At 53.2% G+C, this 25415-nt stretch carries 22 protein-coding genes; 14 read left to right on the top strand and 8 right to left on the bottom strand.

All coding sequences use genetic code 11. The features are described 5' to 3' along the window. Window positions 1–6 precede the first annotated feature (6 nt). The 4 genes from NTU47_18165 to NTU47_18150 all read left to right on the top strand — a co-directional run bounded on the left by NTU47_18165 (window position 7) and on the right by NTU47_18150 (window position 6486). Window positions 7–1398: a HAMP domain-containing sensor histidine kinase gene (locus NTU47_18165; protein MCX6135735.1), complete on the top strand. Its 1392-nt coding sequence runs from the start codon at window positions 7–9 to the stop codon at window positions 1396–1398. A 553-nt stretch (window positions 1399–1951) separates the two neighbouring features. Then, window positions 1952–2641, top strand: a complete 690-nt coding sequence (locus NTU47_18160; GenBank protein MCX6135734.1) for a response regulator transcription factor — start codon at window positions 1952–1954, stop codon at window positions 2639–2641. After that, window positions 2641–4083: an ATP-binding protein gene (locus NTU47_18155; protein MCX6135733.1), complete on the top strand. Its 1443-nt coding sequence runs from the start codon at window positions 2641–2643 to the stop codon at window positions 4081–4083. Before NTU47_18160 ends, NTU47_18155 begins: the two co-directional genes overlap by 1 nt. A gap of 15 nt (window positions 4084–4098) precedes the next feature. Next, on the top strand, window positions 4099–6486 hold the full coding sequence (locus tag NTU47_18150) for a hypothetical protein (GenBank protein ID MCX6135732.1): 2388 nt from the start codon (window positions 4099–4101) through the stop codon (window positions 6484–6486). On the opposite strand, the gene NTU47_18145 is transcribed toward NTU47_18150, so the two are convergent. The 3 genes from NTU47_18145 to NTU47_18135 are packed head-to-tail and all read right to left on the bottom strand — an operon-like array spanning window position 6483 to window position 9435. Continuing rightward, window positions 6483–7217, bottom strand: a complete 735-nt coding sequence (locus tag NTU47_18145; GenBank protein ID MCX6135731.1) for a haloacid dehalogenase-like hydrolase — start codon at window positions 7215–7217, stop codon at window positions 6483–6485. The two genes, NTU47_18150 and NTU47_18145, sit on opposite strands and share 4 nt — an antisense overlap. A gap of 54 nt (window positions 7218–7271) precedes the next feature. Further along, window positions 7272–8309, bottom strand: a complete 1038-nt coding sequence (locus tag NTU47_18140; protein ID MCX6135730.1) for a metallophosphoesterase — start codon at window positions 8307–8309, stop codon at window positions 7272–7274. Then, window positions 8293–9435, bottom strand: a complete 1143-nt coding sequence (locus NTU47_18135) for a glycosyltransferase family 1 protein (GenBank protein ID MCX6135729.1) — start codon at window positions 9433–9435, stop codon at window positions 8293–8295. Before NTU47_18135 ends, NTU47_18140 begins: the two co-directional genes overlap by 17 nt. Window positions 9436–9927: 492 nt before the next feature. Here NTU47_18135 and NTU47_18130 point away from each other — a divergent pair, with 492 nt between their 5' ends. The 10 genes from NTU47_18130 to NTU47_18085 all read left to right on the top strand — a co-directional run bounded on the left by NTU47_18130 (window position 9928) and on the right by NTU47_18085 (window position 18015). After that, entirely contained in the window at window positions 9928–10113 is a 186-nt protein-coding gene (locus NTU47_18130; protein ID MCX6135728.1) for a hypothetical protein, read from the top strand. 141 nt (window positions 10114–10254) lie between these two features. Then, complete coding sequence (locus NTU47_18125; protein ID MCX6135727.1) at window positions 10255–10464, top strand: hypothetical protein; 210 nt, start codon at window positions 10255–10257, stop codon at window positions 10462–10464. Between the two features lie 125 nt (window positions 10465–10589). Then, on the top strand, window positions 10590–11936 hold the full coding sequence (locus tag NTU47_18120) for a hypothetical protein (GenBank protein ID MCX6135726.1): 1347 nt from the start codon (window positions 10590–10592) through the stop codon (window positions 11934–11936). A 33-nt stretch (window positions 11937–11969) separates the two neighbouring features. Then, window positions 11970–12797 (top strand): phosphate ABC transporter substrate-binding protein, encoded by an 828-nt coding sequence (locus tag NTU47_18115; protein MCX6135725.1) that lies wholly within the window; start codon window positions 11970–11972, stop codon window positions 12795–12797. Window positions 12798–13004: 207 nt separating this feature from the next. Then, window positions 13005–14135 (top strand): phosphate ABC transporter permease subunit PstC, encoded by a 1131-nt coding sequence (gene pstC / locus NTU47_18110; protein MCX6135724.1) that lies wholly within the window; start codon window positions 13005–13007, stop codon window positions 14133–14135. Then, window positions 14132–15040: a phosphate ABC transporter permease PstA gene (gene pstA, locus NTU47_18105; protein ID MCX6135723.1), complete on the top strand. Its 909-nt coding sequence runs from the start codon at window positions 14132–14134 to the stop codon at window positions 15038–15040. The genes pstC and pstA overlap by 4 nt, the downstream gene beginning before the upstream one ends. A 19-nt stretch (window positions 15041–15059) precedes the next feature. Further along, on the top strand, window positions 15060–15824 hold the full coding sequence (pstB, locus tag NTU47_18100) for a phosphate ABC transporter ATP-binding protein PstB (GenBank protein ID MCX6135722.1): 765 nt from the start codon (window positions 15060–15062) through the stop codon (window positions 15822–15824). A gap of 68 nt (window positions 15825–15892) precedes the next feature. Beyond that, a complete protein-coding gene (gene phoU / locus NTU47_18095) occupies window positions 15893–16564 on the top strand; it encodes a phosphate signaling complex protein PhoU (GenBank protein ID MCX6135721.1) in 672 nt (223 codons plus the stop codon). Window positions 16565–16710: 146 nt separating this feature from the next. Continuing rightward, window positions 16711–17526, top strand: coding sequence for a diaminopimelate epimerase (dapF, locus tag NTU47_18090; protein ID MCX6135720.1), 816 nt, complete (start codon window positions 16711–16713; stop codon window positions 17524–17526). Between the two features lie 39 nt (window positions 17527–17565). Next, window positions 17566–18015 carry a Rieske (2Fe-2S) protein gene (locus NTU47_18085; protein MCX6135719.1) on the top strand — a complete coding sequence of 150 codons (450 nt, stop codon included), beginning with the start codon at window positions 17566–17568 and terminating at the stop codon, window positions 18013–18015. A 93-nt stretch (window positions 18016–18108) separates the two neighbouring features. Here NTU47_18085 and purL read toward each other — a convergent pair whose 3' ends face one another. The 5 genes from purL to NTU47_18060 are packed head-to-tail and all read right to left on the bottom strand — an operon-like array spanning window position 18109 to window position 25413. Then, the gene (purL, locus tag NTU47_18080; GenBank protein MCX6135718.1) at window positions 18109–20340 is read right to left on the bottom strand and encodes a phosphoribosylformylglycinamidine synthase subunit PurL; all 2232 of its coding nucleotides are present in this window, start codon (window positions 20338–20340) and stop codon (window positions 18109–18111) included. Between the two features lie 58 nt (window positions 20341–20398). Next, window positions 20399–20947 (bottom strand): hypothetical protein, encoded by a 549-nt coding sequence (locus NTU47_18075; protein MCX6135717.1) that lies wholly within the window; start codon window positions 20945–20947, stop codon window positions 20399–20401. Next, window positions 20947–22455 (bottom strand): acetyl-CoA carboxylase biotin carboxylase subunit, encoded by a 1509-nt coding sequence (locus tag NTU47_18070; protein MCX6135716.1) that lies wholly within the window; start codon window positions 22453–22455, stop codon window positions 20947–20949. The genes NTU47_18075 and NTU47_18070 overlap by 1 nt, the downstream gene beginning before the upstream one ends. After that, a complete protein-coding gene (locus NTU47_18065) occupies window positions 22452–24794 on the bottom strand; it encodes an endonuclease MutS2 (protein ID MCX6135715.1) in 2343 nt (780 codons plus the stop codon). Before NTU47_18065 ends, NTU47_18070 begins: the two co-directional genes overlap by 4 nt. 16 nt (window positions 24795–24810) lie before the next feature. Next, the gene (locus NTU47_18060; GenBank protein ID MCX6135714.1) at window positions 24811–25413 is read right to left on the bottom strand and encodes a CvpA family protein; all 603 of its coding nucleotides are present in this window, start codon (window positions 25411–25413) and stop codon (window positions 24811–24813) included. Window positions 25414–25415: the final 2 nt, after the last annotated feature.

Genomic DNA, 25415 nt, shown 5'->3' with positions numbered 1-25415 from the left:
GATCACATGCTCACCATCAAGTCAAAACTTATTGTTGCGTATACAGTTGCGTTCGGTCTTCTCGTGACCGCATTCGCAATGATCATTCACGAAAGCATCTCGGATGCCGAGATCGCGAAACTCGATGCTCGGCTTGAGAGCCATGCGGATAAGCTCCAAACGGAGCTGGAAGAAGAACATCTGCAACCAGGTTTCCCCAACCGCTCGGAGTTGGATTCAATAACGACCGAGGGTCTGAGGGGGACAAGGATCAGACTTCTCACGCTCGGAAACAACGTTGTGTTCACCGACTCCGGTTTTGAAATCGACGCGCACGTGGATTGGAAGTCCGGCCCATCCGGAGTGGCACGAAAGGGTATGGCAAAATGGAATCATCGCAAGTACCGGGTGCTGCAATGGCCGGTGGAGATAGAAAACCGCATACAATACCTGGTCCAGGTGGCCGCACCGATGCACGACATTGAAGAAACGATGGAGCGCCTCAGACTGCTCTTCTTCATAGTCATTCCAGGAGGGCTGTTGCTGGCCGGTTGTGCGGCGTACTTCATTACAAGCATGGCCTTCAGACCCATGATGAACATGGTTCGCACCGCAGAGAAGATCAGTGCCTCGAACCTTGACGCACGGCTTGCTCTCCCTTCAGCCGATGACGAAGTGCGGCAACTGGGGAAGGCGTTGAACGATATGATTGAGAGGATCGACAACACATTCAAGGGGCAGAGGCAATTCGTCGCAGACGCCTCACACGAACTTCGCACGCCGCTCACGATCATTCGGAGCGAATTGGAATCTGCCGCGCGCGCCGCCCGGAGTCGGGGAGTGAAGGAAAGCTTGTCTGCATCTCTCGCTGAACTTGACCGAATGTCTGTCATGATCGGCGATCTCCTGGTTCTCGCGAAACTCGATGCTGCACGTATGAAATTGGAAACGGCGGCGGTCAGGTTGGATGAACTGGTTATAGAATGTGTGCAGACGGCTCGCGGGATAGCAAAGAAGAGAGATGTGAAACTAAAGGTCTTTATTGGGGACGCGGCGGAGGTTTCCGGTGACCACGAGAAACTCAAGAGCGTGATTCTTAACCTTCTCGATAATGCCATCAAGTACTCAGGGAAGAAGAGCTCAGTTACGGTGTCGTTGATTCTCAACCAAACTCCCGGTATGGCGTCGATCGTCATCAGTGATCATGGAATCGGAATTCCCGAATCGGAACAGGCGAAGGTGTTCAGGCGGTTCTACCGCGGTGCGAAACCACGGTCGACCACGGACGGGAGCGGCCTCGGACTCGCGATTTCCCAACGTTTTGTCGCATTGCACGGAGGATCGATCTCTGTGAAAAGCCAGGAGGGGAAAGGGAGCACGTTTACGGTAGAATTGCCGCTCGGGGGCTCACCTGCGTAAGCTCCGCCAGTTCCATCGTGGGATCGGGTTCCATCGGTGCCGGCTTTGTGTTTGGATCTAGAAGAGATTCGTTTCTCGTATCTTGATGGGAGATTCAAGACCCTAGATTGTCCAACTTTCGCATACCTAGGGGCGTGAATGAACAAGAGGAAAAGGACTGAGAGGACCGCCAGGACTCTCAGTTGGTGCAAACGAGAGCGTGGGGGATCAGCGGTCTTGATTCCCCATTTTGCTTTCCTGTGAAGGCTGCGCGTATCTACATTCCCCTGTGTCGTTGGACCTGAACAAGGTTCCTCCGCTGGTACCGCCTATGAATTATGCTCCTATTACTCTTTGGCTTTCGACTCGCGCATTTCACAGGAGGGCACCTCATCCGTGCTTTTATTTGAGTCTGACTAATCTTGTTCGTACATTTCTCCGCATTGAACCCACGTGCATTTTCACCTTCCCTCGGTTCGTTTCTTCGAGAGGTATTAGCGTATTGTCATCCTCCCTCGTGGGGGATTCATGAACCCGTGCCAGAGTTTCCTTCAGTGTTTGTCTCGAGAGGCCAATGGTTTCCACCATACTTGTCGTTGATGACGAAAAAGACATCCTGGAATTGCTGAAGTATAACCTCGAGAAAGAAGGCTATCGCGTCCTTACGGCCGGGAATGGCAAAGAGGCACTGAGGTATGTCAAGCAGCGTCCGAACCTCGTCGTCTTGGATGTCATGATGCCTGAACTGGACGGCCTGGAGGTGTGCAAAGCGATACGGAAGGATCCAGGGACGGCCAAGACGCCGATTATTTTCCTGACAGCGCGGGATAGCGAGGCCGATGAGGTCGTAGGTCTGGAGCTGGGCGCTGACGACTACATCGCAAAGCCGGTGAAAGTACGCACGTTTCTGGCTCGCGTGAAGCGTGTATTGAAAGCGCGGGAGGAAGGGGAGGAGGCCGACGAGTCGGACGTTCTGAGAGTTGGTGAACTGGACATTCAGATGAACAACTACGTCGTCTCCATTGGCAAGAACGACATTCATTTGCCTAAGAAAGAATTCGAATTGCTCCTCTTCCTTGCCCGACATCCCGAGCGCGTGGTCTCTCGCCAGACGTTGCTCAACGAAATCTGGGGCCACGACGTGTATGTCATTGACCGGACGATCGATGTTCACATCCGGAAGATTCGGGAGAAGCTGGGCAAACACGCACACCACATCGAAACAGTAAAAGGCGTTGGCTATCGCTTTCGAAAGGATCTCTGATGCGCAGCATACGTACACGGATAGCTGTCACATTCATTGCCATCTCGGTTCTCGTCATTGCTCTTCTGGGAGTGCTGCTGAGCTACGAGATTGAGAGGTATTTCTTCGACCGGTTGCTCTCAGGCCTTCGCACTGAAACCAACGTGATACACTCGCTCTTACAGGATTGGACGGTGCGGGGGGAATCGCGTGACAACGTGGAGAAAGATCTCACAGTAATGTCCCTGGCGGCGCGTATGCGTATCACGCTTATTGATTCTTCGGGGGTGGTTGTCTATGACTCATCCGTTCCTGATTCTCTGCTTGGAGGTCTCGAAAATCACTCTCAGCGACCGGAAGTTGTCGAAGCCCGCCAGAAGGGAACCGGTTCAAACGTCAGAACCAGCAAATCGATTAATCAAGACCTTGTGTACGTTGCACAGAAGGTCGCCGTCCCGTCCGCGGCCGTGTTTCGAAATCTTCAGTTCGTCCGGGTTTCCGTCGAACTGACAGAGGTCAATCGCGTGATGTACGAGATTCGCTTCAAAATCGTTGTCGGGTCGATTGTCATCCTTCTTGTCGTGCTGATGGCAAGTCGGATTGTCTCCAGGCGATTGACGAGTTCCCTCACGGAGATCGCTGAAATGGTCAAGGAGATCAAGGCGGGCAACCTCGACCAGAAGCTCCCCGTTCGCTCGAATGATGAGATTGGCCGGCTGGCGGAACTGATCAACGAAATGACGGACAAGCTCAAGGCAGATATTGAGCAGCTGAAGAAACTCGAGCGCGTTCGAAGTGAATTTCTGGGTAATGTGTCCCACGAGCTCCGAACACCGATCTTCTCGTTGAAAGGCTTTCTTGAGACGCTTCTCGAAGGGGCACTGGATGACGCGGCAGTGAACCGAAGATTCGTCGAAAAGGCCTATCATCACGCAAACCGCCTGGATATACTCCTGACTGACCTCATCGAGATTTCACGCATCGAGTCAGGCGAAATGAAAATGAGTTTCCGGTACGTCGACGCTGTGTCGATACTGAAGAACCTTATTGCAGACTTTTCGGACGCTGCAGCCAAAAGAAAGCAGAATCTCCTTATCGATGCGCCTGACCACGACGTGCTGGTGCTCGGCGACAAAGATCGTTTGCGCCAGGCTCTTGGAAATCTCGTGGACAATGCCATCAAGTACAGTCCGGAAGGGGCCACAACCACTGTACGCCTCATGGAATCCGAGCGTTCTGTGACGATCTCGATCGCCGACAGCGGCCCGGGTATCGAGTCTGTACACCTTCCAAGGATCTTCGAGAGGTTCTACAGGGTAGACAAGACCCGTTCCCGGGATGTGGGGGGGACAGGCCTCGGACTTGCCATCGTCAAACACATCATCGAAGCACACAGCAGCAAGATCTCAGTGACAAGCGAGGTAGGCAAAGGCACCACGTTCGCATTCGACCTGAATAAGTAGCGCCGGTGCCTGACAGTGAACCTGAATTCGTTCCTGCTTGAGCAGGCTCTCAAGAAGCTCAATCTCTCCGAAGAATCTCTCTCCCAATTCCGTCTCGTCAGCGCCGCAGGTGACGTTGACGGAACGGGCTTCCCGCGTGAGCTCTTTGAACTGAGCGCCCCCATGCTCATCCGCGGTCTGCTGAACTTCAGCGTGTTGCAGATGAACCGCTCATGGATTTATCCATACTGGGTTCACCGGCAGCTTGAGCCAGGAAGCGCCAGCTTCATTCCCCGCTCTCAGAACCCGCTTCTCATCAACATCACTCATCGTGATTGGACCGCACTCGGGTCTCCGACAGGCTTTCATGAGGCAATCATTGATCCCCGTGGTCTCGTTACTCCCTTGCCGCGGGAATGGTCTATCGATGTCTGGCTGGTTGAAAACGGAGAGATATTCTTCCCCAGCCTGTCTTCTAGCGTCGACCAACAACTCGACACAGACGCACCTCGCATCACCACCGCATTCACCTGGCGAGGATTGCGACTGCAGACAGAGGCTTTTGTAGGTTGTGTGCGCGGCGGCAAGGATATCATGTTTTGTCGGGCAACAGTGCTGAATCAGTCATCAGTTCCCCGCCACATGCAGGTCGGCGTTGCCATCAGGCCTTTCGGAGTGGAGGGTGTCGCACCCATCAAGAAGATCGACTTTGAATCGCCGCGCGTTGCTTCCGTCGACGGGATCGTCGGGATGGTATTCGCTCAGGAACCGAGAGCAGTCGTGTTCGGCAGTGCCAGCCTCGGGGACGCTGCAAGGAGCATCAAGTCGGAACAAACAGCTGAACACAGGGACACAATTGCCTGCGCAAAAGGGCTGGCCAACGCCGTTGCTCTTTTTGATCTGACTCTCAGTCCCTCGGCCGAGCAATCCATTTGCTACAGCATGGCTCTCGGAACCAGGGCGGAGCTCAAGGCGAGCCCGATTAAGCGAACCTGGAGAGTGTCCTTTGAGAAACGGAGAGGCGAGCAACAAGCAGCGTGGGCGAAAGAGCTTGAAGGTTCCGCGGCTATTGATTTCGGCGACGATTCATTGCAGGAACTCTTCGAGGCCTCCCGGAATGCTCTCCTGCAGTTCCAGGATGGAGATTTCATCTCTCCCGGCCCATATCTCTATCACCATTTCTGGTTTCGCGATGCCGCTCCGATGCTGAAAGCGCTGGACGTGCTCGGCTTTCCCAAACGTGTCCGTCAGGTTATCGATGGGTTCCCAACACGACTGATGTCAGATGGGTTTTTCCGTGCGCCTGGGGGAGAGTGGGACTCGAATGGTGCCGTGCTCTGGACGGTCTACGAACACTATCGATTTACCCGTTCGTTGCTGTGGCTGAAGGAATTGTATCCGGCGCTCGCCAAAGCTGGACGCTGGATCATTCGCATGCGAAGGAAGACGGGAAACACGGGCTCAACGCACAAAAGATTGATGCCCGAGAGTCTGAGTGCAGAGCACCTAGGTACCGTCGATCAATACTACTGGGATTCATTCTGGAGCCTGGCTGGATTGAAGGCTCTCTCTGAGATTGCTAGGGAGCTTCGGCATGAAAGCGCAGCGACGCTTTTCGAGACCGAGGCCTCGGAGTTCGAGAGCGATCTGCTGGAGTCTTTCCGGTCGGTCGAACAGAGATTGGGCGTACCCCTCATACCGTCGACGCCGTCCAGGCCCTTCGACGAGAGTGCCATTGGTTCGGTGAGCAGTATCTATCCGTTGAGTCTTTTCGAACCGACCATCCCACATCCAAGGGAGACCCTCAAAGCGATTGTTGAGAGGTTCATCGACGAGCGGGGCTTCTATCATCCCATTATTCATTCAGGATACAATGCATATCTCACCTTGCAGGTAGCACATTCTCTTCTGAATCAAGGAGAAAGTGATGACGCATGGAGGATTGCTGCTTCGATCTTTCGGCAAGCGACCGCAAGCTACACGTTTCCTGAAGCAATTCACCCGAAAACGGAGGGTGGGGCGATGGGGGACGGTCATCATGGTTGGGCGGCTGCCGAAGTAGTTCTCTTTCTGCGTGATTGTCTCTTGAGAGAACAAGAGGGAAGATTGGAGTTCTTTGCCGGTGCGGCGCCCCACCTGATGAAAAAGGGGAGGAATCTCAGAATCACCGACGCTCCTACCGGGTTCGGCAAGATCAGCCTCGCACTGGAATTTCAAACGGATAACTCCTTCAACCTTTCTTTTGCGTCACGGTTTCTTCCAAAATCCTCTCCAAGCTCGATCGATGTTCTTCTGCCATGGAGGGCAAGGAAGATCAGTCCGTCGTCCCCTCATCACCTCATCGCATCAGAAAACTTACCTCGGGGGATGAAGATCAGGTTTTCCCCGCACGTCTCCACTGCCCTCATTCAGCTCGAAGCTTAGTAGTCATCCGATTCTGGCTCTTCGTCCGATCCTGCAAAGAAGATCTTCTGCCCACCCTTGACAGTAGCCATGGCAGCGTTATAGTCACTGGGATTGTCACCGAGCCAAACAGTGAAGCCCATGGGATGTGTTATCCGAAGCAGAGGAATATCCAGTGCGCTGTCGGTACCAGTAATCAAAGGGACGGCCGAACCCGCAGCAAGCCTGAAGAGCTCAGCCTTTCCCGGGCCAATGGGGACAGGGGAGAGGAGTTCAGCCGTCAAACGGCCTTCAAACGTTCGACTCTGGATGCCGAAGGCATGCGATGGGGGGACGTTGAACCACGCTTGCGAAACGTGCTGAACCGAAACATGGTTACTCGCGGATATCACGAAGACTTGATACTGAAGTTGGTGGAGCAGGGAAACGAACTGGGAAAGCAAAGGTCGGGGTTTGGGTTTCCTCACACGGTCTGATCCAAGAGTGAGGTACTCCTTTGCAGCATTCATCACCGCCGATGTTGCCCGCACAATAGTATCAGGTTCCAGTCCCGCCATCGCTTCGACTACCGTGCGGTAGGCCTTGCTTTTGTGGGTTCGGAGAAGGTGTTGATACTCTCCCCAGCTCAATGTGAGGCGGTGACCTTCGAGAATGAGATAGGCGAAAACAGCATCCCCGATATCTCCGATAAGGAGCGTTCCATCGAGGTCGAAAACTGCAACACGTTCAATTGCCTGATCGGACGCACGCATTACCCGATTCTCAGCTTCCACCAACTGCCATTTCAAAAGATCTATCACGTACCTTCACTCTGCGGTTGAGGGTACGGGGGGAGTCGCGACCGGAAAGTGAAGTCGATGTTTCGGGAGCGCGAACGAAGGAACCTGAAATGGAATCGGAAGCGTGACTGTTTGGAGATGGTCAATGCCGTTGGAATGGAGAATCTGGTTATACTTCAGGAATCTGATAGGGTCGTCGCACACAGCGCCGGCGCCGTTCAGAAGGGTAATCGCATTGTTCTGGTAAATCTCATTTCGATGGATATGACCATAGAGAACATAGCGAATCCCAAGAGATTCGAACAATCGCAGCGTCTTCGTCCGGCCCCTCATTCTCATGGTGTTCGATTCGACTCGCTTCCAGAAGCTGCCTCCCGCAGATTCATCCTGGAGGTCATTGAAGTGGTGGTGAACTGCCACGAGCGGGAGGGTCCTATCAAGCTCCCCTTCCTCATGAATGCGAAGAAGGGCATTTCGCTGAGCGTCGTCCAGTTTGCCGTTGGTGCCCAACGGATTCCTTCGCAAAGACCAGGGAGGTATGGAATTCAATCCGATGATCGAATAGGGTCCAACCTTTTTCACGAACGGAAAAATGGAATCACTCCCATACGATACGACATTTTCGAGCGTTTCTCCGAATACGATCTGAAAAAGGTCGAGATGCCTGGCGTAATCCACATTGCGTATGTACTGTGGAAAACTCAGAACGTCTACCGCCCGATGCGGGCCGCCGAAGATATCGTGGTTGCCTGGAACGACCGTGAGGCGTGTAGAGTCGAGCAAATCCAGAGTCCCAAGAATCTCCCTGGCGAGATAGTAGTCATCTTCCTCACCGGTGCTTACGATGTCACCAGTGATGACGAGATGGTCGCAACCGGCGGCGAGGATGGACTTGAGAAGGAGTTTGAAAGACTTGAGGTGTTCGCGATAGAACTGACGGCTCAGATGGGGGTCAGAAATATGGACCAGCCGGAAGTCACTGGGAGGAGACTCCCCCCTTGGCGGGACTCCCTGCAGGAATCCGGAACCCGTGCCGATTTCTTCCGGGCTAAGCAGCTCGAGCATGTTGTCGTTTGTGTTCATTGATCACCGACTGATAGCTGTCGAATAGTTGAGAGAGTATTTTCTCCCACGAGAATTCCTGGGCTCGCTGCAAAGCACCTTCTGCCAATTGCTGCCTCATCCGTTTTTCATCAAGCAGCCCATCCACGCCGTGCGCCAAATCTTCTCCGCTTAATGGTTTCGCGAACAGACCGGATTTGCCTTCCTGGATGATACCTGTAGCACCTCCGACCTTTGCCGCTATGGGGGCAAGGCCTGAAGCCATTGCTTCGATCGTCACGAGGCCGAAGGTTTCGGTTGTCGATGGGAAAACAAATATGTCTGAAGAAGCGTAGCTTTCCGCGAGTGTGAGGCCTGACTGGTAGCCAAGGAAATGAGCGCCCGGCATCAAGTCCTGGAATTCCTTCCTTGCGTGGCCATCGCCCACGATCACCATTTCGAAATCCGTTCGTTTCTGACGCAGGATTTGGTACGCCTGCGCCAGGACGGCCAAATCCTTCTCCCAAACGAGCCTGCTCACGAAGAGGACCACGGGCTTGTTGTCCGGAGAGATATTCTCGCGCCAGAGCAAAGACCATCGAGATGGATTGAACAGATTGAGATCGACACCATTCGGGAGGTACTCCAACCTGTCGATGCTGTGTTCTCTGAGCTCATCGAGAATCGGCGTCGTGGGGACGAACGTGCGATCCATCTTGTTGTAGAGATATCGCGAGACTTTCCACGCCAGCTCTTCCAACGCCGTGAGCCCGTAGTATCTTGGATAGGTGGGGAAGTGAGTATGATATGTCGCGACGACGGGAATACTGAACTGCCGGGCATACTTCATAGCCGCAAAGCCAAGCGTGCAGGGACTGTTGATGTGCATAATATCAGGTGCAAAAGCATCCAGGGATTTTGCAAACATCTGGTATCCTGGGAAAGCGATCCGGTAGCTTTTCTGGAGGGGGAGAACAACAGAGCGGACTTTGTGCATCGGCACGATCCGATCCTCCGGATCAGGCCGCGTCGATGTGAATGCTATCGGCTCGTGATGTCGTGCGAGTGCGGCCTCGAACATCTTGTACATGACTCTCGTTACGCCATCCTGCCCGCGGCAAAGATTGGCGTTGAAGTAAGCGATTCGCATTGAAGACCCTTAATCAAAATGATGACGCAATATAGAAGGATGCTTTATCCAAATGTGATTGGGTTGTTATGATACTGTAAACTCTCGTCGGTTCTGCCATTGCAACCATTGCTTTACAAATTCAATCAATTCAACCGTGCAAGAATCTGCAATTGCTGAAGAAGGGAGGGTGTGGCAACTGCTTCCGTACCGTGTTTCATCGTTGAAGGCCACGCCACCGCCGCCGCGTCGATGGCTTCACAGTTCCTTAACATTAAACTAATACCTGGACAATGCCAAAGGACTACCTTTGTTAGAGGCTATCTCAAAAACCCTCAAAGTCATTGCGAGCGACGCCCCGTAGGGGCGAGCGAAGCAATCTCACCAACGTACATCGAGACAAAAGAGAGATTGCTTCGGCAAGAAACGCCTCGCAATGACGTAGTTGGCGTTTTTGAGATGAGTTCTAGTAACAAAAGTGCACTTGGTATCGCGTCTATGGAAGGAGGAGATATGCCCGAACCTAAGAAGAATAACGAGAAACCGTTCGCGTTTTGGCTCGTCGAAAGGTTTCTTCCCCATGATGACGAAACCGGCGAAACTAAACCGTTGACCGATAGCCAATTCTACGTTGGCCTGGTTCTAAGTTTGGCTATGGTCGTTGGCGCGGGGATGCTCATCCGCGGGTGTTCCGTCTGATCGCGGTCATTGCAGGTCTTCGGCCGCTCGGAGCAGCAGACTCCGGGAGTCTCTGTTAACAATTTCTTAGTACGCTCCTAACATTTGCCTAATGGCTGTTCGCTACCTTTGTGGCGTAAACAACCAAAGGAGCGCAGACAAATGACGCCTCAGACATCAAGTACGGTATTCGCTGCAGAAGAGAGTGGAAAGACAAGCATAGCACGGTTACTGGCGGGCCACTTCATAGGCGGTGGATTTGATCCGGAGGAGTGCGAGCCTGTCAGCGATCGTGAATTCAGACTTCTCATGGGGATTATCGCAATTTCTGCACTTGCATTTGGAAGCATCGTAAACGGATGGTTAATCTGAAAACGAAGTCTGCAAAGTCACTATTTCCTGAATTCTGCACAGCAGCCTGCCTAACATCCAATCGACTTTCTCAACTCAGCTATCTCAACTCACTTTTCCCATCTCAACCACATAGGGAGCTTTAGATGAAAAAACTGTTCCTCACTTGTTTGGTCTTGCTCGGGTTCACCCTTCGCGCTCAAGAGAAGGATACGACGCTCGCAAGTCTTCAGCAGAAAATGACCGACGTCAAAGAGCAGGTGGACGGTTTGAACGAGCAACTCATGGCGTTGACCCCAGTGGTCGATGCTCTGAAGAAGATCAAGATCACAGGGTACATTCAATCACAATTTCAGGTTGCTGATGGCGATGGCGTTGGCTCATTCGCTGGCGGCAATTTCGCAGCTGGTGTGCACTCCCGGTACCTGGTTCGTCGGGGACGTGTAAAATTCAACTATGACAACGACCTCACACAGTACGTGCTGCAGATCGATGTTACCCCGGGCGGTGTTGCGATCAAAGACGCATACGCCAGCATCAGGGAGCCCTGGATGAAGACGTTCGGGCTTACGGCAGGCGTTTTCGATCGGCCTTTTGGCTTCGAGATTTCCTATTCATCCAGCAATCGTGAAGCCCCGGAACGTACCAGAATGTATCAAACACTCTTCCCGGGTGAGCGCGATATGGGCGCGAAAATCGAAATCATGCCGCCGGAAGGATCGGCAATGAGCTGGTTTAATTTCAAGGCTGGCCTCTTCACCGGTATGGGCCCCACAGCGCAGGAAAACGACAACTACAAAGACCTCATAGGGCGTGGCGGATTCACGCTTCCCATGCGCGATGCCGGCCTGGAAATTGACGGCGGCGTGTCGTTCTATATGGGCAAAGTAAGGAGCAATCAACGTGCGATCTACACACTCGATGGCGGCTCCAAGGCGTTCGCCTATGATTCCTCTGCATCCAACAATGGTGCATACTTCGATCGGACCTACATCGGCGCAGATGTTCAGCTCTATTATGAAATGCCGGTGTTAGGAGGGATGACGCTACGCGGCGAGTACATCAGCGGCAAGCAGCCCGGCACCGGAGGTACCAGCGCGACTTCAAACTACAGCGCCTTCTACAACGCTGCAGGGACCGCACTGTACCAGAGAAATTTCTCCGGTTACTACGTCAACTATGTTCAGAACCTCGGCTTGAATCACCAGTTCATCCTGAAGTATGACGTCTTCACGCCGAATTCTGACATCACAGGCAATGACATAGGCGCCGCTACCCCAACAGGGAAGGTCGGACTCAACGCCGGTGACATTCAATTTACAACTCTGGGAATCGGCTGGGTCTATCATTGGGACACTAACGTGAAGTTCACCTTCTATTACGACATGGTCACAAATGAAAAGGTGAACGCGAACGCACCCGCAGCCCTGGCTGCATTCAAAGATGACATCAAGGACAACGTGTTCACAGTTCGAATGCAGTACAAATTCTAAGTTCACTACCTGATTAATTCGAAGGAGTACAGAATGAAGATTATCACCACGCTCGTTGTCGCCGCAGCTCTGTTCCTCGGCTTCGCGATGAAGCCTGCGGAAGTTATCACCGTCAAAGGTTCGGACACCATGGTGATCCTGGCCCAGCGATGGGCAGAACTCTACATGGCAAAGCACCCCGGAGTGACTGTCCAGGTCACCGGTGGCGGGTCAGGTGTCGGTATCTCGGCTCTCATCAATGGAACAACAGATATCTGCAATGCCTCACGTCCGATGAAGCAGTCTGAAATCGACAAGCTGAAAGCACGGTTCAACGTCCTCGGCGTCGAAATCAAAACGGCGAAGGACGGTTTGTCCATCTACGTAAACGAATCGAACCCGGTGCAGGAACTGTCGCTTGACCAGCTGAAGAAGATCTATACCGGTGGGATCATGAACTGGAAAGACGTTGGCGGACCGGATGCTAAGATCATCCTCTACGGGCGTGAGAACAGCTCAGGAACCTACGTCTATTTCAAGGACAACGTGCTTGGAGGGGCCGACTTTTCGCCGATGACGCAAACTATGCCCGGAACAGGCGCCGTTGTCAATGCAGTTGCCAAGGACAAGTTTGGTATCGGATATGGCGGAGCCGCATACGGCAAAGGCATCAAATATGCAAAAGTGAAGAAGGACGCTAGCTCTCCAGGGTACGAACCCACCGAAGAGAATGTGAAAAGCGGGAAGTACCCGATCTCACGGTTCTTGTACATGTATACGCGCAACCGTCCCACCGGAGCCCTGAAAGAGTATATCGATTGGATTCTGAGCGCAGAGGGGCAGCAGATCGTCACAAAAGTTGGTTACTTTCCGGTGAAGTAGGTGCGGTGTGGGTAGAGGTGCGGTTAGATCACGGCGCCGGCTATGGTATTTCGTAGCCGGCGCATCTGTTTCATTGTGCTGTGAGTCCCGGGAGGGCTTAACAATTCGGTAACATCCCCATAATAGGCGAATAATACGAAATCCATATATTGAATCACTATTCTACATTTGCACAATCAACATCTGACCTTGATGCAGTTTCCCCGTTTGTCGACAAAGATCGATACGCAGCCACAGCAACCGGCAGCTACGTCCAATGCAATCGACCCGCCGATTCCTCCTAGATCGAAGAATACCCAATCTACGAAGCTCTGGTGGAAGAAGAGGTTTCGGCTCGGTGAATTTCTGATCGAGAAATCCATCACTGCGATTTCGTTTCTTTCCTTCGCCTTCATCACGCTGATATTTATTTTCGTGTTTCGCGAATCCCTGCCGATCTTCTCTTCCACATCAGCGAAGACATCGGTGGAGGCGAAACAGGCCCCGCAAGAATCCTACGGAGATGAATCATCCGCGTCTGAACTGCAAAAACAGGTAGACCAGAGAAAAGCGTCTGTCGAGAGCCTTGAAGACAAGGGCGCGTCAGCGTCGAATCTCACGGGGAAGAACTGGCAGCCGGTGTCGTCCGCACCAAAGTACGGGATGCTGCCGCTTGTGGTCGGAAGCCTGAAAGTCACAACTGTTGCTCTCTTGTTCGCTGCACCCATCGCCATTCTGGCAGCTTTGTTCACTGCTGCATTTGCACCGAAATGGTCCAAAGAAATCCTGAAACCGGCCATTGAGGTTCTCGCAGGAATTCCTTCCGTAGTTATCGGCTTCTTCGCGCTCATTGCAATGGCAACGTTTCTTCAGAAGACTTTCGGATTCCAGTACCGTCTCAACGCATTCGTGGGCGGCATAGCGCTCTCGCTTGCCGTCATACCGATTATCTACACGATCACAGAGGATTCGCTTTCCCGTGTTCCGAAAGTTATGACCGAAGCCAGCCTGGCTCTTGGAGCGTCGAAATGGCAGACGGCTCTGTTCGTTGTTCTCCCGGCAGCGTCTCCGGGGATTTTTGCTGGCATCTTGCTCGGGATAGGCCGCGCCTTCGGCGAAACGATGATCGTCCTCATGGCAACCGGCAATGCGTCGATGTTGTCAGGAGATTTGTTTGAACCGGTCCGAACCATGTCGGCCACGATTGGAGCCGAAATGGGAGAAGTTGTTTTTGGCGACACCCACTACACCGTCCTGTTCTTTATCGGTACGGTACTGTTCCTATTTACCTTTTGCCTCAATGCTATTGCAGAGCTTTTCATCCGTCAGAAGTTGATGAAGAGGTTTGAGGGCCAATGAGAACTCTGAAGCGCAAATTCCTCGGCCTCTCGATACCTTTCCTGACCGGATTGTGTGCGTTCTCCATCGTGGTGATCGTCCTTCTTGTGATGATCGATATCATCGCCGGTGGATGGAGCACGCTCAGCTGGGAATTCCTGTCGACGAGTCCGAAAGGGGGAATGACAGAAGGTGGCATCTATCCGGCGATCGTCGGAACATTCCTGCTCGTTGTCATCATGTCGGTTGCGGGCGTTCCGATAGGGACCATCACGGCTATCTATCTGAGTGAATATGCAAGCCACCGCTCGCTCCTCGCCAGGACAATCCGATTTGCTGTGAACACGCTTGCGGGTGTTCCGGCAATTGTTTTCGGACTTTTCGGACTCGGTTTCTTCATACAATTTGTAGGTACGGGAATGGATAACGTCCTGAGCGGCGGATCTCAATTAAAATGGGGGCAACCGAACATCCTATGGGCAAGCCTCACGATGGCGCTGCTTACGCTGCCCGTCGTTATCGTGTCCGTCGAGGAAGCGATCAAAGCTGTTCCCCGGGAACTCCGTGAGGCTAGTCTCGCGCTGGGTGCGACGAAACTGGAAACCATCTGGAAAGTCGTGCTCCCAAATTCAATCACAGGAATTCTTACGGGCGGGATACTTGCAGTCAGCCGCGGGGCGGGGGAGGTAGCCCCCATTCTCTTTACAGGTGCGGCGTATTTCCTTCCTCATCTTCCGGGAGCGTTGACGGATCAATTTATGGAACTCGGCTACCACGTGTATATCATGTCGACGCAATCGCCTGATGTCGAGGCCACAAGGGGGATCCAATACGCAACGACCCTCGTGCTGCTGGTATTGACATTTACGTTGAATTTCTCGGCGATCTTCCTGCGATACAGAATTCGCACTCGCACGAACCGGTAATGGGGAGCTCTCAGATTCTATGAACAACAATGGTTACAAGATAAAAACAAAGAAGCTCTCACTTTCCTATGGGCCCAAGCTGGCTCTGAAGGAAATCTCCATGGACATCAAGACGAATCAGGTAACCGCCTTGATAGGTCCTTCGGGCTGCGGCAAATCGACATTCCTGCGATCGTTGAATCGCATGAACGACTTGATCGACGGGGTTCGAACGACGGGTGAAGTAATTGTCGATGACGTGGACGTTTATCGGGATGATGTCGATGTTGTGGAATTGCGGAAGAAGGTCGGAATGATCTTCCAGAAGTCGAATCCCTTCCCAAAATCAATTTACGATAATGTCGCATATGGTCCACGAATCAACAGCGTTCACGACAAGAAAACGCTCGACGAGACAGTTGAAAGGAGCCTGAAGCAGGCTGCCTTGTGGGATGAGGTGAAAGATGATCTCGGCAAAAGCGGGTTGGCCTTGTCGGGTGGGCAGCAGCAGCGTCTCTGCATAGCGCGAGCCCTCGCGGTTGATCCCGAAGTGCTTCTGATGGACGAGCCGGCGAGCGCTTTGGATCCCATTGCGACCGCGAAAATAGAAGAACTCATTTATGAGCTCAAAGAGAAGTACACGATCGTCATTGTGACTCACAATATGCAGCAAGCGGCCCGTGTCAGTGACCGGACGGCGTTCTTCTATCTTGGGGAACTTATTGAATACGACGATACGAAGCTGATCTTCACGAATCCATCGATCAAGCAGACTGAAGACTACATCACCGGAAGATTCGGGTAATCGCTTGATGTGTCGAGCCACAGGATGTCGACTGACGGGAACAGAGATCACATTGAAGGGAGCAGACATTGACGAGACATTATGAACAGGAGCTGGATCAACTTCGAACCATGCTTATTCGCATGGGGAGCCTCGTGGAAGAGCAGATAGACTATGCCGTCAAAGCAATTACCGAAGCTGACGTCTCACTTGCCAACCTCGTCATTGAACGAGACAAGAAGGTGGATGAATTCGACATTGCGATCGATCAACGATGCATGGCTATTTTCGCATTGTCCCAACCCGTCGCGATCGACCTGCGGCTCTTGATGGCGGCCCTGAAGATCAACAATGAGCTGGAGCGGATCGGAGACATCGCGGCAAATTTAGGGGAACGCGTTTCTGCGTTGATGCCATATTCGAACTTTGTCAAGGCCACGCCGCTGCGGCAAATGGCAGACGCGGCCCGCGAAATGGTGAAACACGCGATCGATTCGTTCGTGAACAATGACCCGGAGCTGGCAAAGATGGTTCTGACGTCGGACGACGTCGTCGACTGCTTCGATCGCGAGATATTCTCTGCGATGATAGCAAGAATGAAGGAGTCGCCGGAGAACATCGCTCCGGCATCACACCTTATGATCGTCTCAAGGCACATCGAGCGTCTCGCCGACCACGCCACCAACATTGCGGAGGACGTAATCTTCCTGGTGAACGCGAAGATCATCAAACACCACGCTTACGATCGAGAGGCCGAGTAGAGAGAATCCTCACGCTGGAATGAGATCCCCGTCAGTGTACTGAAACCCGCCCGAAATCCTGGCATCCTGCAATCCCCGGCATTTGCAATTTTGCCTAATTGTTGTAATTTGTCCGGTAGATTACATTGAAGGACAATCGTATGCGCATGGATTTTGCGAAAATGACCGGTGCGGGGAATGATTTTGTGGTCATTGACAATCGCTCAAAGCGGATAAAAGCTGGTGCAAAAGCAGCCAAGGTTCTTTGTGACCGGAGATGGGGAATAGGGGCTGATGGGGTGCTTCTTCTGGAGAAAAGCCGGCGTGCGGGCTACAAAATGATGTACTACAACGCTGATGGCAGTTACGGGGGAATGTGCGGAAATGGGGGGCGATGTATCGCATGGTTTGCCTTTAGGAACAAGATCGCTGCCAGGCAACACGAATTTGAGGCACTAGACCACGTTTATGGGGCGAAGATCGGGAAGAATGAGGTCGTCCTGAGTATGAAGGACCCTCGCAGCATCAGGATCGGGGATGCAATCCTGTTCGGATCCGGCGAATTGAAGGTGAACTTTGTTGACACTGGATCACCGCACGTAGTGGTGCCGGTGGAGAGTCTGCCAGAAAAGGTTCAACTCGGTGATGTTGATGTGTTGGGTGTGGGACGGAAGTTGCGCTTCGATGCTCATTTCTCTCCAACTGGGACCAATGTGAATTTTATTGAGCGGGCTGGACGTAACTCCATAAAAATTCGAACTTACGAGCGTGGAGTCGAAGACGAGACATTAGCATGTGGGACCGGCTCGATTGCTTCAGCAATCGTTGCTGCTCGTCTGTGGAACATCAAGTCGCCGATAGAAGTCATTCCGAAGAGCGACATGCCGCTTAGGATCGCATTCGACGACAAGGCTGGGTTAATCAGTCAAGTTCGGCTTGCTGGACCGGCCGCAATAGTCTATACAGGTACTATTGACCTATAGGGATCGGTATTCTTTTAACTTGAATGAATTGTCGGCCAGATGACCTGGACACGAAGAGTATTCCTGAGGGAAACGATTGCCGGATGGCTTGCCCTGGTCCTGGCACCAGTCGGCTACGCTTTGGCTCGTCGATGGACACCACGCAACAGTGAGAGTGGTTTGGAAGCAGTGACGCTCGGTTCAGTGGAAGATTTCAGGGTATCGTCGAGCCGACTGGTGTCGTTCGGAAGTGAGAGGGTTATCGTTGCGCGATCTGCGGATGGCACGTTTCACGCTGTGAGCGGCGTCTGTACGCATATGGGATGTTCGATACGGTTTGAGCAATCGGCTGATAAACCTGAGTTTGCATGCAATTGTCACGATAGTCGGTTTGATCTTGATGGAATCAATCTTTCTGGTCCTGCGCCGAGTCCGCTGATGCGGTTTGATGTGGAGGCGAGCGGAAAGGAGTTGAGGCTTCTGAAGAGCGCTTGTCCCGCTGGCACCTAACGGTGATGTTCTCGCTTTCCCTCTTGTTATATAATATGTATTATGTAAAGTCAATCATGAACACGCGAACAAAGACAAACCAATGCATTAGAATCACTTCTCTCCCATCGCCTTAGGGATCGCACACCTGTAAGCTTCCTCCGCTGTTTCCACACGCAACGCGATTTCTGCTCCGATCCTCAACTCCTGATTCTTGGTGACTTCCCCGATGACTTTGGCCGGAACGTTTTGCTTCAGCGCCTCGCCCAACGCCAATTCGAGTTTCTCCCTTCGGACTGTCACAAGTATTCGGGACTGCGTCTCACCAAAAAGGCTGAAGTCCGGACGAAGCTCGGGTCTCGGATATGACATCGTGGCCCCCAGGCCATTGCTGCTTCCAAACAGCGCTTCAGCCGCGGCAACAGCGAGACCGCCTTCCGCGCAATCGTGTGCCGATTCAATCAAGCATTTGGCTGCCAGGGAGATACAAAGTGCCTGAAGTGATTTCTCAGCCTGCAGGTCGATAAGTGGTGCATCGCCAAGCACTTTGCCCGTCTGTTGGAACAGATACTCTGATCCACCAATCTCTCCGAGTTCTTGCCCCAGTAGCAGAATTGAATCTCCTGGAGTCTGAAACGACGACGGAACGGCCTTGTCGACGTCGTCAAGGACTCCGAGCATTCCGATCACCGGAGTCGGGAGCACGGCAGCGTCAGGGCTTTCGTTGTAGAAACTCACGTTGCCGCCAGTAACGGGCGTGTCAAGGATGATGCACGCGTCCTTGATTCCAGCAGCAGCCTCCTTGAACTGCCAGAACACCTCAGGATCGTACGGATTGCCGAAGTTAAGGCAGTTCGTAATCGCTACGGGCAGCGCACCTGTGCAAGCGACATTTCGAGCTGATTCAGCCACGGCGATTTGAGCGCCGCGCTTGGGATTCAAGTACACGTATCTTCCATTGCAGTCGGTCTTTAACGCGAGCGCCTTCTTTGTTCCCTTGATACGTACTATGGCCGCATCAAAGCTCGCTGGTATGCTATTTGTACGCACCATTGAATCGTACTGGTCGAAGACCCACTGCTTCGATGCTACCGTCGACGAAGAAAGCAGGCGCAGAAGGACTTCGTTGTAGTTTTTCGGCTGAGGAATCGACGAAACATCAAAAGCCCTCACGCCTGCAAGATATTCAGGTTCCTTTGCCTCACGCGTGTACACTGGCGCTCCGCCGCCTAGTACCAGGGTTTCAGCAGGTACGTCCGCCTTCAGCTCGCCATGGTGGAAAATCCGCACGCGGTCTTGGTCTATCACGGTCCCTATAACGACCGCATGTAAGTCCCACTTCTCAAATATCTTCTTAGTCGCCGCTTCATCTTCCGGCTTAACCACCAGGAGCATCCTCTCCTGAGACTCTGAGAGCATGATCTCGTAGCTTGTCATGCTTTCTTCTCTCAAGGGCACCACGTCGAGGTTGATCTCCATGCCGCTGTTCCCCTTGGCGCTCATCTCCATGCTGGAACATGTCAGCCCGGCAGCTCCCATGTCCTGGATACCTACGATCAATCCCGCTTGTATCGCTTCAAGCGTGGCCTCAAGCAGCAGTTTCTCTGTGAATGGATCCCCAACCTGGACAGATGGACGTTTCGCCTCTGATTTCTCCGAGATTTCCTCCGAAGCGAAGGTCGCGCCATGAATTCCGTCTCTTCCTGTCGACGACCCGACAATCATCACCAGGTTGCCAGCCCCTTTCGCAATGGCCTTGGCCACATCGCCGTGCCGAACGATTCCAACTGCCATGGCATTAACGAGCGGATTGGATGCGTACGATGGATCGAAGTACACTTCACCAGCAACGGTTGGAACACCAAAGCTATTACCGTAATCTCCGATGCCCTTCACAACTCCCTTGAAGAGATATCGGACACGATCGTTCGTGAGTTCTCCGAACCTTAGTGAGTTCAGAGCTGCTATTGGTCGAGCTCCCATCGTGAAGATGTCGCGGAGAATTCCGCCCACGCCCGTAGCGGCTCCCTGGTACGGTTCGACAGCCGAAGGATGATTGTGGCTTTCTATTTTGAAAGCGACTGCTAGGTCATCCCCGATATCAACCAGGCCCGCGTTTTCTTCTCCAGCGCTTACGAGAAGCCTGGCTCCGCTGCGTGGGAGTGTCTTTAGGACTGCAATCGAGTTCTTGTAGCTGCAGTGCTCGCTCCACATCACGCTGTATATGCCAAGTTCAGTATATGTGGGAGTCCGACCAAGGATTTTGAGGATCATCCCGTATTCGTCTTCAGTAAGTCCATGTTCAAGAGCCAGGGCGAGATTGACAGCCGGTTCCAAGTCCTTCATAGGTCGATTTATCCGAGTGGTATTTGTTGTTGTAACGAATGCAATTAGGAAAAATGCCTTAGAGCTCTTCGACAGTAACCAGCGGGTCGTCCTTTTCGACAACCGTCCCTATCGTGACGTGAATGAGTTGTACGCGTCCGTGCTTGACCGAACGAATTTCATTCTCCATCTTCATCGCTTCAAGCACGAGAAGTCCTTTGCCAGAGGTCACTTCCTCACCAATCTGTACTTCAATCCGTGATATCAGACCAGGCATCGGTGCTTTGATGACCTTCGGACCCACAGGGGCCGGTGGTTCTACCAAGAGTGACCGGAGTAGCAGAGAGCGCTGGTCATCGACTCGTGCGATGTACGATTTCCCGCAGATCCCTATGCCAACCGTGTTGCCAGGGTCGCCACTGTCGCTTTTCCTCTCCTCTTCAACCGAACGAGCTGCTAATTGGTCAACGAGATATGTCTTTCCGTCCAGAACAAGCGAATAGGATCGATCATCCAGCGCAACGAAATTACATTCATGAACAGATCCATCCACAATAACCTTATGCTCCGATTCGCTGCGGATCTGGTAGCTCGTCCCCTCTACGGTAGCCGTGAATGTCTCTGACATCAGCGGTGAGCCTCCCCCCTGCTCGCCTTCCATCGGTTTGATTCTCCGATCACAACTGTCAGACCGGAGCGGTGCGATTTCTCACGCTGCAAGATTAGCACCGCGGCAATCGCTGCAGCCCTCCGTTGATCCTTCGCAGAGCGCATGAGATCAGATGGGTCAAAGTGCTTTTCCACAAAAGAAGTATCAGCCTTTCCCTCGAGGAAAGCCTTAGATTTCAACACATGCAAGCAGAACGGAATAGTGGTCTTGACTCCCCCGATTGAAAAATCTGAAAGTGCTCTTCGCATCGATCTGATGGCGTCATCCCTTGTCTCTCCCCAGGAAACGACCTTCGCCATCAGGGAATCATAGAACACAGAGACTTCGTCTCCCTGCCGAAAGCCGTTTTCAACGCGGATTCGCCCTTCCGGCAACCGGTACCGGGTGAGTTTTCCGGTGGAGGGCATGAAATTCTCCGCCGGATCCTCCGCGCAGATGCGGCATTCGATCGAATGCCCTACTCTTCTGATTTCATCCTGCCGGACGGACAGCGGTTCACCTTCTGCTATTCTTATTTGCTGTATTACGAGGTCTATTCCCGTGATTTCTTCGGTCACCGGGTGCTCGACCTGAAGTCGGGTATTCATTTCAAGGAAATAGAAATGACCTTCGGAATCAAGCAAGAACTCCATGGTGCCCGCGTTGGAATAGCCCGCTGCTTTAGCCAAACCGACGGCAGCTGATCCCAGCTGCGTTCGGAGTTCGTCAGTTACGACTGTCGAAGGGGATTCCTCGATCACTTTCTGGTGACGGCGCTGGATGGAGCATTCGCGTTCACCCAGATATACTACATTGCCGTGCTCGTCTGCCAGGATCTGCATTTCGATGTGGCGTGGACCATCGAGATACTTTTCCATATAGACGCGGTCGTCACCGAATGCCCCTTTCGCTTCTGACTGGGCCATCCGAAAAGCGGATTCAAACTCACTATCCGAACGAACAACACGCATCCCTTTTCCGCCTCCGCCCGCCGCTGCTTTGAGGAGAATTGGGAATCCAAGGGTCTGAGCAAGCCTTGAAGCTTCGCTCACATCAAGAATCGGCTCGACAGTCCCGCTGATGGTCGGTATTCCCAGCCGACGAGCCATCTTGCGGGCACTGGTTTTGTCCCCCAGCATTCGAATGGCCGCTCCCGATGGTCCAATAAAGATCAATCCCGCAGACCGAACCGCATCAGCGAAGTCGGGGTTTTCCGCCAGAAAACCATAACCGGGGTGTATGGCATCGACTCCCGAATTCCTGGCGACCTCGATGATCCTCGATTGATGGAGATAACCTTCCCGGGGTGTGGATCCTCCCAGAGGGTAGGCTTCATCCGCAAGAAGCACATGCAAGGATTTCCGATCAATGTCGGAAAAGACGGAGACCGACGTAATATCCAATTCCTTGCAGGCGCGGATGACCCGAAGGGCGATTTCTCCCCGGTTTGCGATGAGGAGGCGCTGTATGGGGCGTTTGTTTGTCATTCGAGTTCTACGACTGTGACACCTGAGCCTCCCTCATTCCACTCTCCGAGCCGGTAGGCCTTGATGTGCGGGCACGTTTTCAGAAACTCGCCTATCCGCTTCCGAAGAGCGCCTGTCCCTTTTCCGTGTATGATGTCCACCCGATGTAATCCGGCGACCAAGGCATCGTCGAGGAACCGCTCCACGTGGGCAATAGCCTCATCGCCGAGCATTCCCCGTAGATCGATTTCGTTTTTGCCCTCCGGCGTGTAAAGGGAATGTCCCGATTCCGTCGATGCAGTGGCTTGCGTGGATTTGACCCGCTGCAACGTGTCGATTCGAACTTTCAACTTTGTAGTTCCAATGAGCACGGTCGCAAACGGAGGCTTTAGTTCGACGATTTCTCCTTCTTGCGAAGCATCTTTCGCCCGCACAGCATCGCCGATCTGAAACTCTTGTGAGACTGCACGCGGCTCTTCGACCGTCAATTCCTCAATCTTCCTTTTCATCTGCTGGACACTCTCGCGCGCAGACTGGACAACAGTCTTTTCCGCGGAAGATTCCCGGATTTCTTTCACGGCCCGCTCGATAAGCGACTGGGCTCCGCCGACGATTTCCTTGGCCTCATCGAGGGCCTGCTTCTTCATCGATTGCAGTTCCGTGCGAAGGTCCTTGGTCTTCTTCTCGTAGGCCCCGACCAGCCCGTTGAGCCGGTCGCGTTCCGATGAAACCTGTTGTACCTGCGCCCGATACTCCTGCGACTGCTTTTCCAGTTCGGTGATCAGGTTCTCAAGCTTGATTTTCTGATCTCCAACGAATTCGCGCGCCAGGTTAACCACAGAAATGGGGAGGTCGAGACGTTTCGCAAGCTCGAGGGCGTAGCTGCTTCCTGGAATCCCGAACCGGAAGCGATATGTCGGCGTCAGGGTTTCCTGATCGAACTCCATGGACGCGTTGGAAACTCCATCAGTCTCGTGGGCGAAAGCCTTCAACATCCCATGATGTGTGGTCGCTACAGTGATTGATCCTTTCTTCGTGAGCTCCGTGAGGATGGAAGCAGCCAGTGCGCCTCCCTCTGCGGGGTCCGTCCCAGCTCCGATCTCGTCGACAAGCACCAGACTTCTTTCGTCCGCTCCAACGAGAATGTCCCGCATTCGGAGAAGATGTGAGCTGTAGGTGCTGAGATCGTTTTCTATCGATTGCTCGTCACCGATGTCGACGAACATGCTGTGAAAAACACAGAGTTCGGATTCTGGCGCTGCGGGGATATGCAATCCAGATTGTGCGCAGGCTGCGAGAAGTCCTATGCTCTTCATCGCAACACTCTTCCCCCCTGCGTTGGGCCCGGTGATCACGAGCGTCCGTATGTCGCCACCGAGTTCAAGGTCGAGCGGCACGACCTCCTCCCGTTTGTGGCGCTGCAAAAGAACGGGATGACGGGCTTGAAACAGTCGGATACGGCTCTCATCAGAAATTGCAGGCGGATTGCCCTGGACTTCGATAGAGTACTTCGCTTTGGCAAAAATCAGGTCGAGCACTGCAAGCACGGCGAGTGATGGCTCAAGCTGTGGGCGAATCTCACGGACCTGAGCAGTCAGCATGCCAAGGATGCGGCCGATCTCGCGCTGCTCGCTCAGTTGCAGCTCTGTCAACGAGTTGTTGAGATCCAGCGTTTCGGCAGGTTCGATGAAGACAGTAGCTCCGCTCGCGGAGCTCGAATGAATGAAGCCGGGAACATGGTTCTTGTGCTCCGTTTTCACCGGCACCACCATTCTCCCGTCGCGGGTCGTGATGATCTCCTCCTGAAGGAAGTCTTTTTCAGAGACGCGCTTCAAGATCGATGAGAGCCGCTTGCGCAGAGTCTCCGCTGTGGAGATCATGTCCTGTCGAATGCGGCGGAGGTCCTTGCTGGCGGAATCGCGCATACGACCCTCTTCGTCAATGCACTCGGTGATGTTGTATTCAACAACCTTGTCGGCAAACAGGTCAGCTGCGAGTTCTCCGAGGAGCGGGCACTCGGTGTGCCGTTTCGCGATGAACAGCGAGAGCGTTCGTGAGGCACGAAGGGTTGAGGCAATGTCGAGGAGTTCACGGCTGCTGAGAATATGGTTCTCAATCCCCGCATGCTTGAGTGCGGTGACCACGTTCTTTATGCCATCGAGCGGGGCCATCCCTTCGACAATGAGAATTCCTTTCGCCTCAGAGACTCTGTTCAAGGACTGACGAACGAGAGACGCGTCAATCATCGGCACAACACGTGCCGCGAGCGCGCGCCCGGGATCTGAGGCCGTCAGCTGCTGAAGGCGATCGAGTATTCTATCGAATTCGAGTTTGAGGAGGGCAGTTGAGAATTCAGCCATGAGGGGATCTCAGTCCTCACCGCCGCTGCGAGCGAAGTGTGGAATCTATTTTTGCGGCCTCAGGAGAGACAAGCGACTCGACGTCGCTTTTCTTGAGGGAATCGAGGTCTTTCGTGCCCGCGCCCGTCACATCGCGCATGGTTTCGTTCGCGGATGTCACAGCGGTCGAAAACATGTCCAGAATGCGAGGAGCGATGGAAGCTGCCGTATGATACAGGCGTGAATCCCAGATGGTCTTGCGCGACGGAGGGCCGTTGAGCGTGAGAATGAAAATCATCACGCTGATCACAATCGCACCCTCAACCAGGCCAAGGGGGACGCCAATGATACGATCGATGATGCCGCCAAATTTGTAGTTTCCTGTAAGAAAGCGGTACAGTATTGACTGGAGGAACATGGTGAAGGTGAAAATGAAAAGGAAGGCGGTCATGGGAGCGTTCTCGGGTTGAACATGAAGCTGTTCACGGAAGATCATCCCGACATCATGCATGAGCCACTGTCCGAGGAACATTCCCGCGATTGCCATAACAATCGCAACGAGTTTTCGCGCCGATGCATCCCGAAATCCGAGCGCACCAAAAGCCACCCAAGGCAGCAGCAGAACTACGTCAATAATCATGG

This window comes from Ignavibacteriales bacterium, assembly GCA_026390595.1.
GTDB lineage: Bacteria > Bacteroidota > Ignavibacteria > UBA10030 > UBA10030 > UBA9647.
This window is presented reverse-complemented; position numbering and strand designations above follow the sequence as displayed.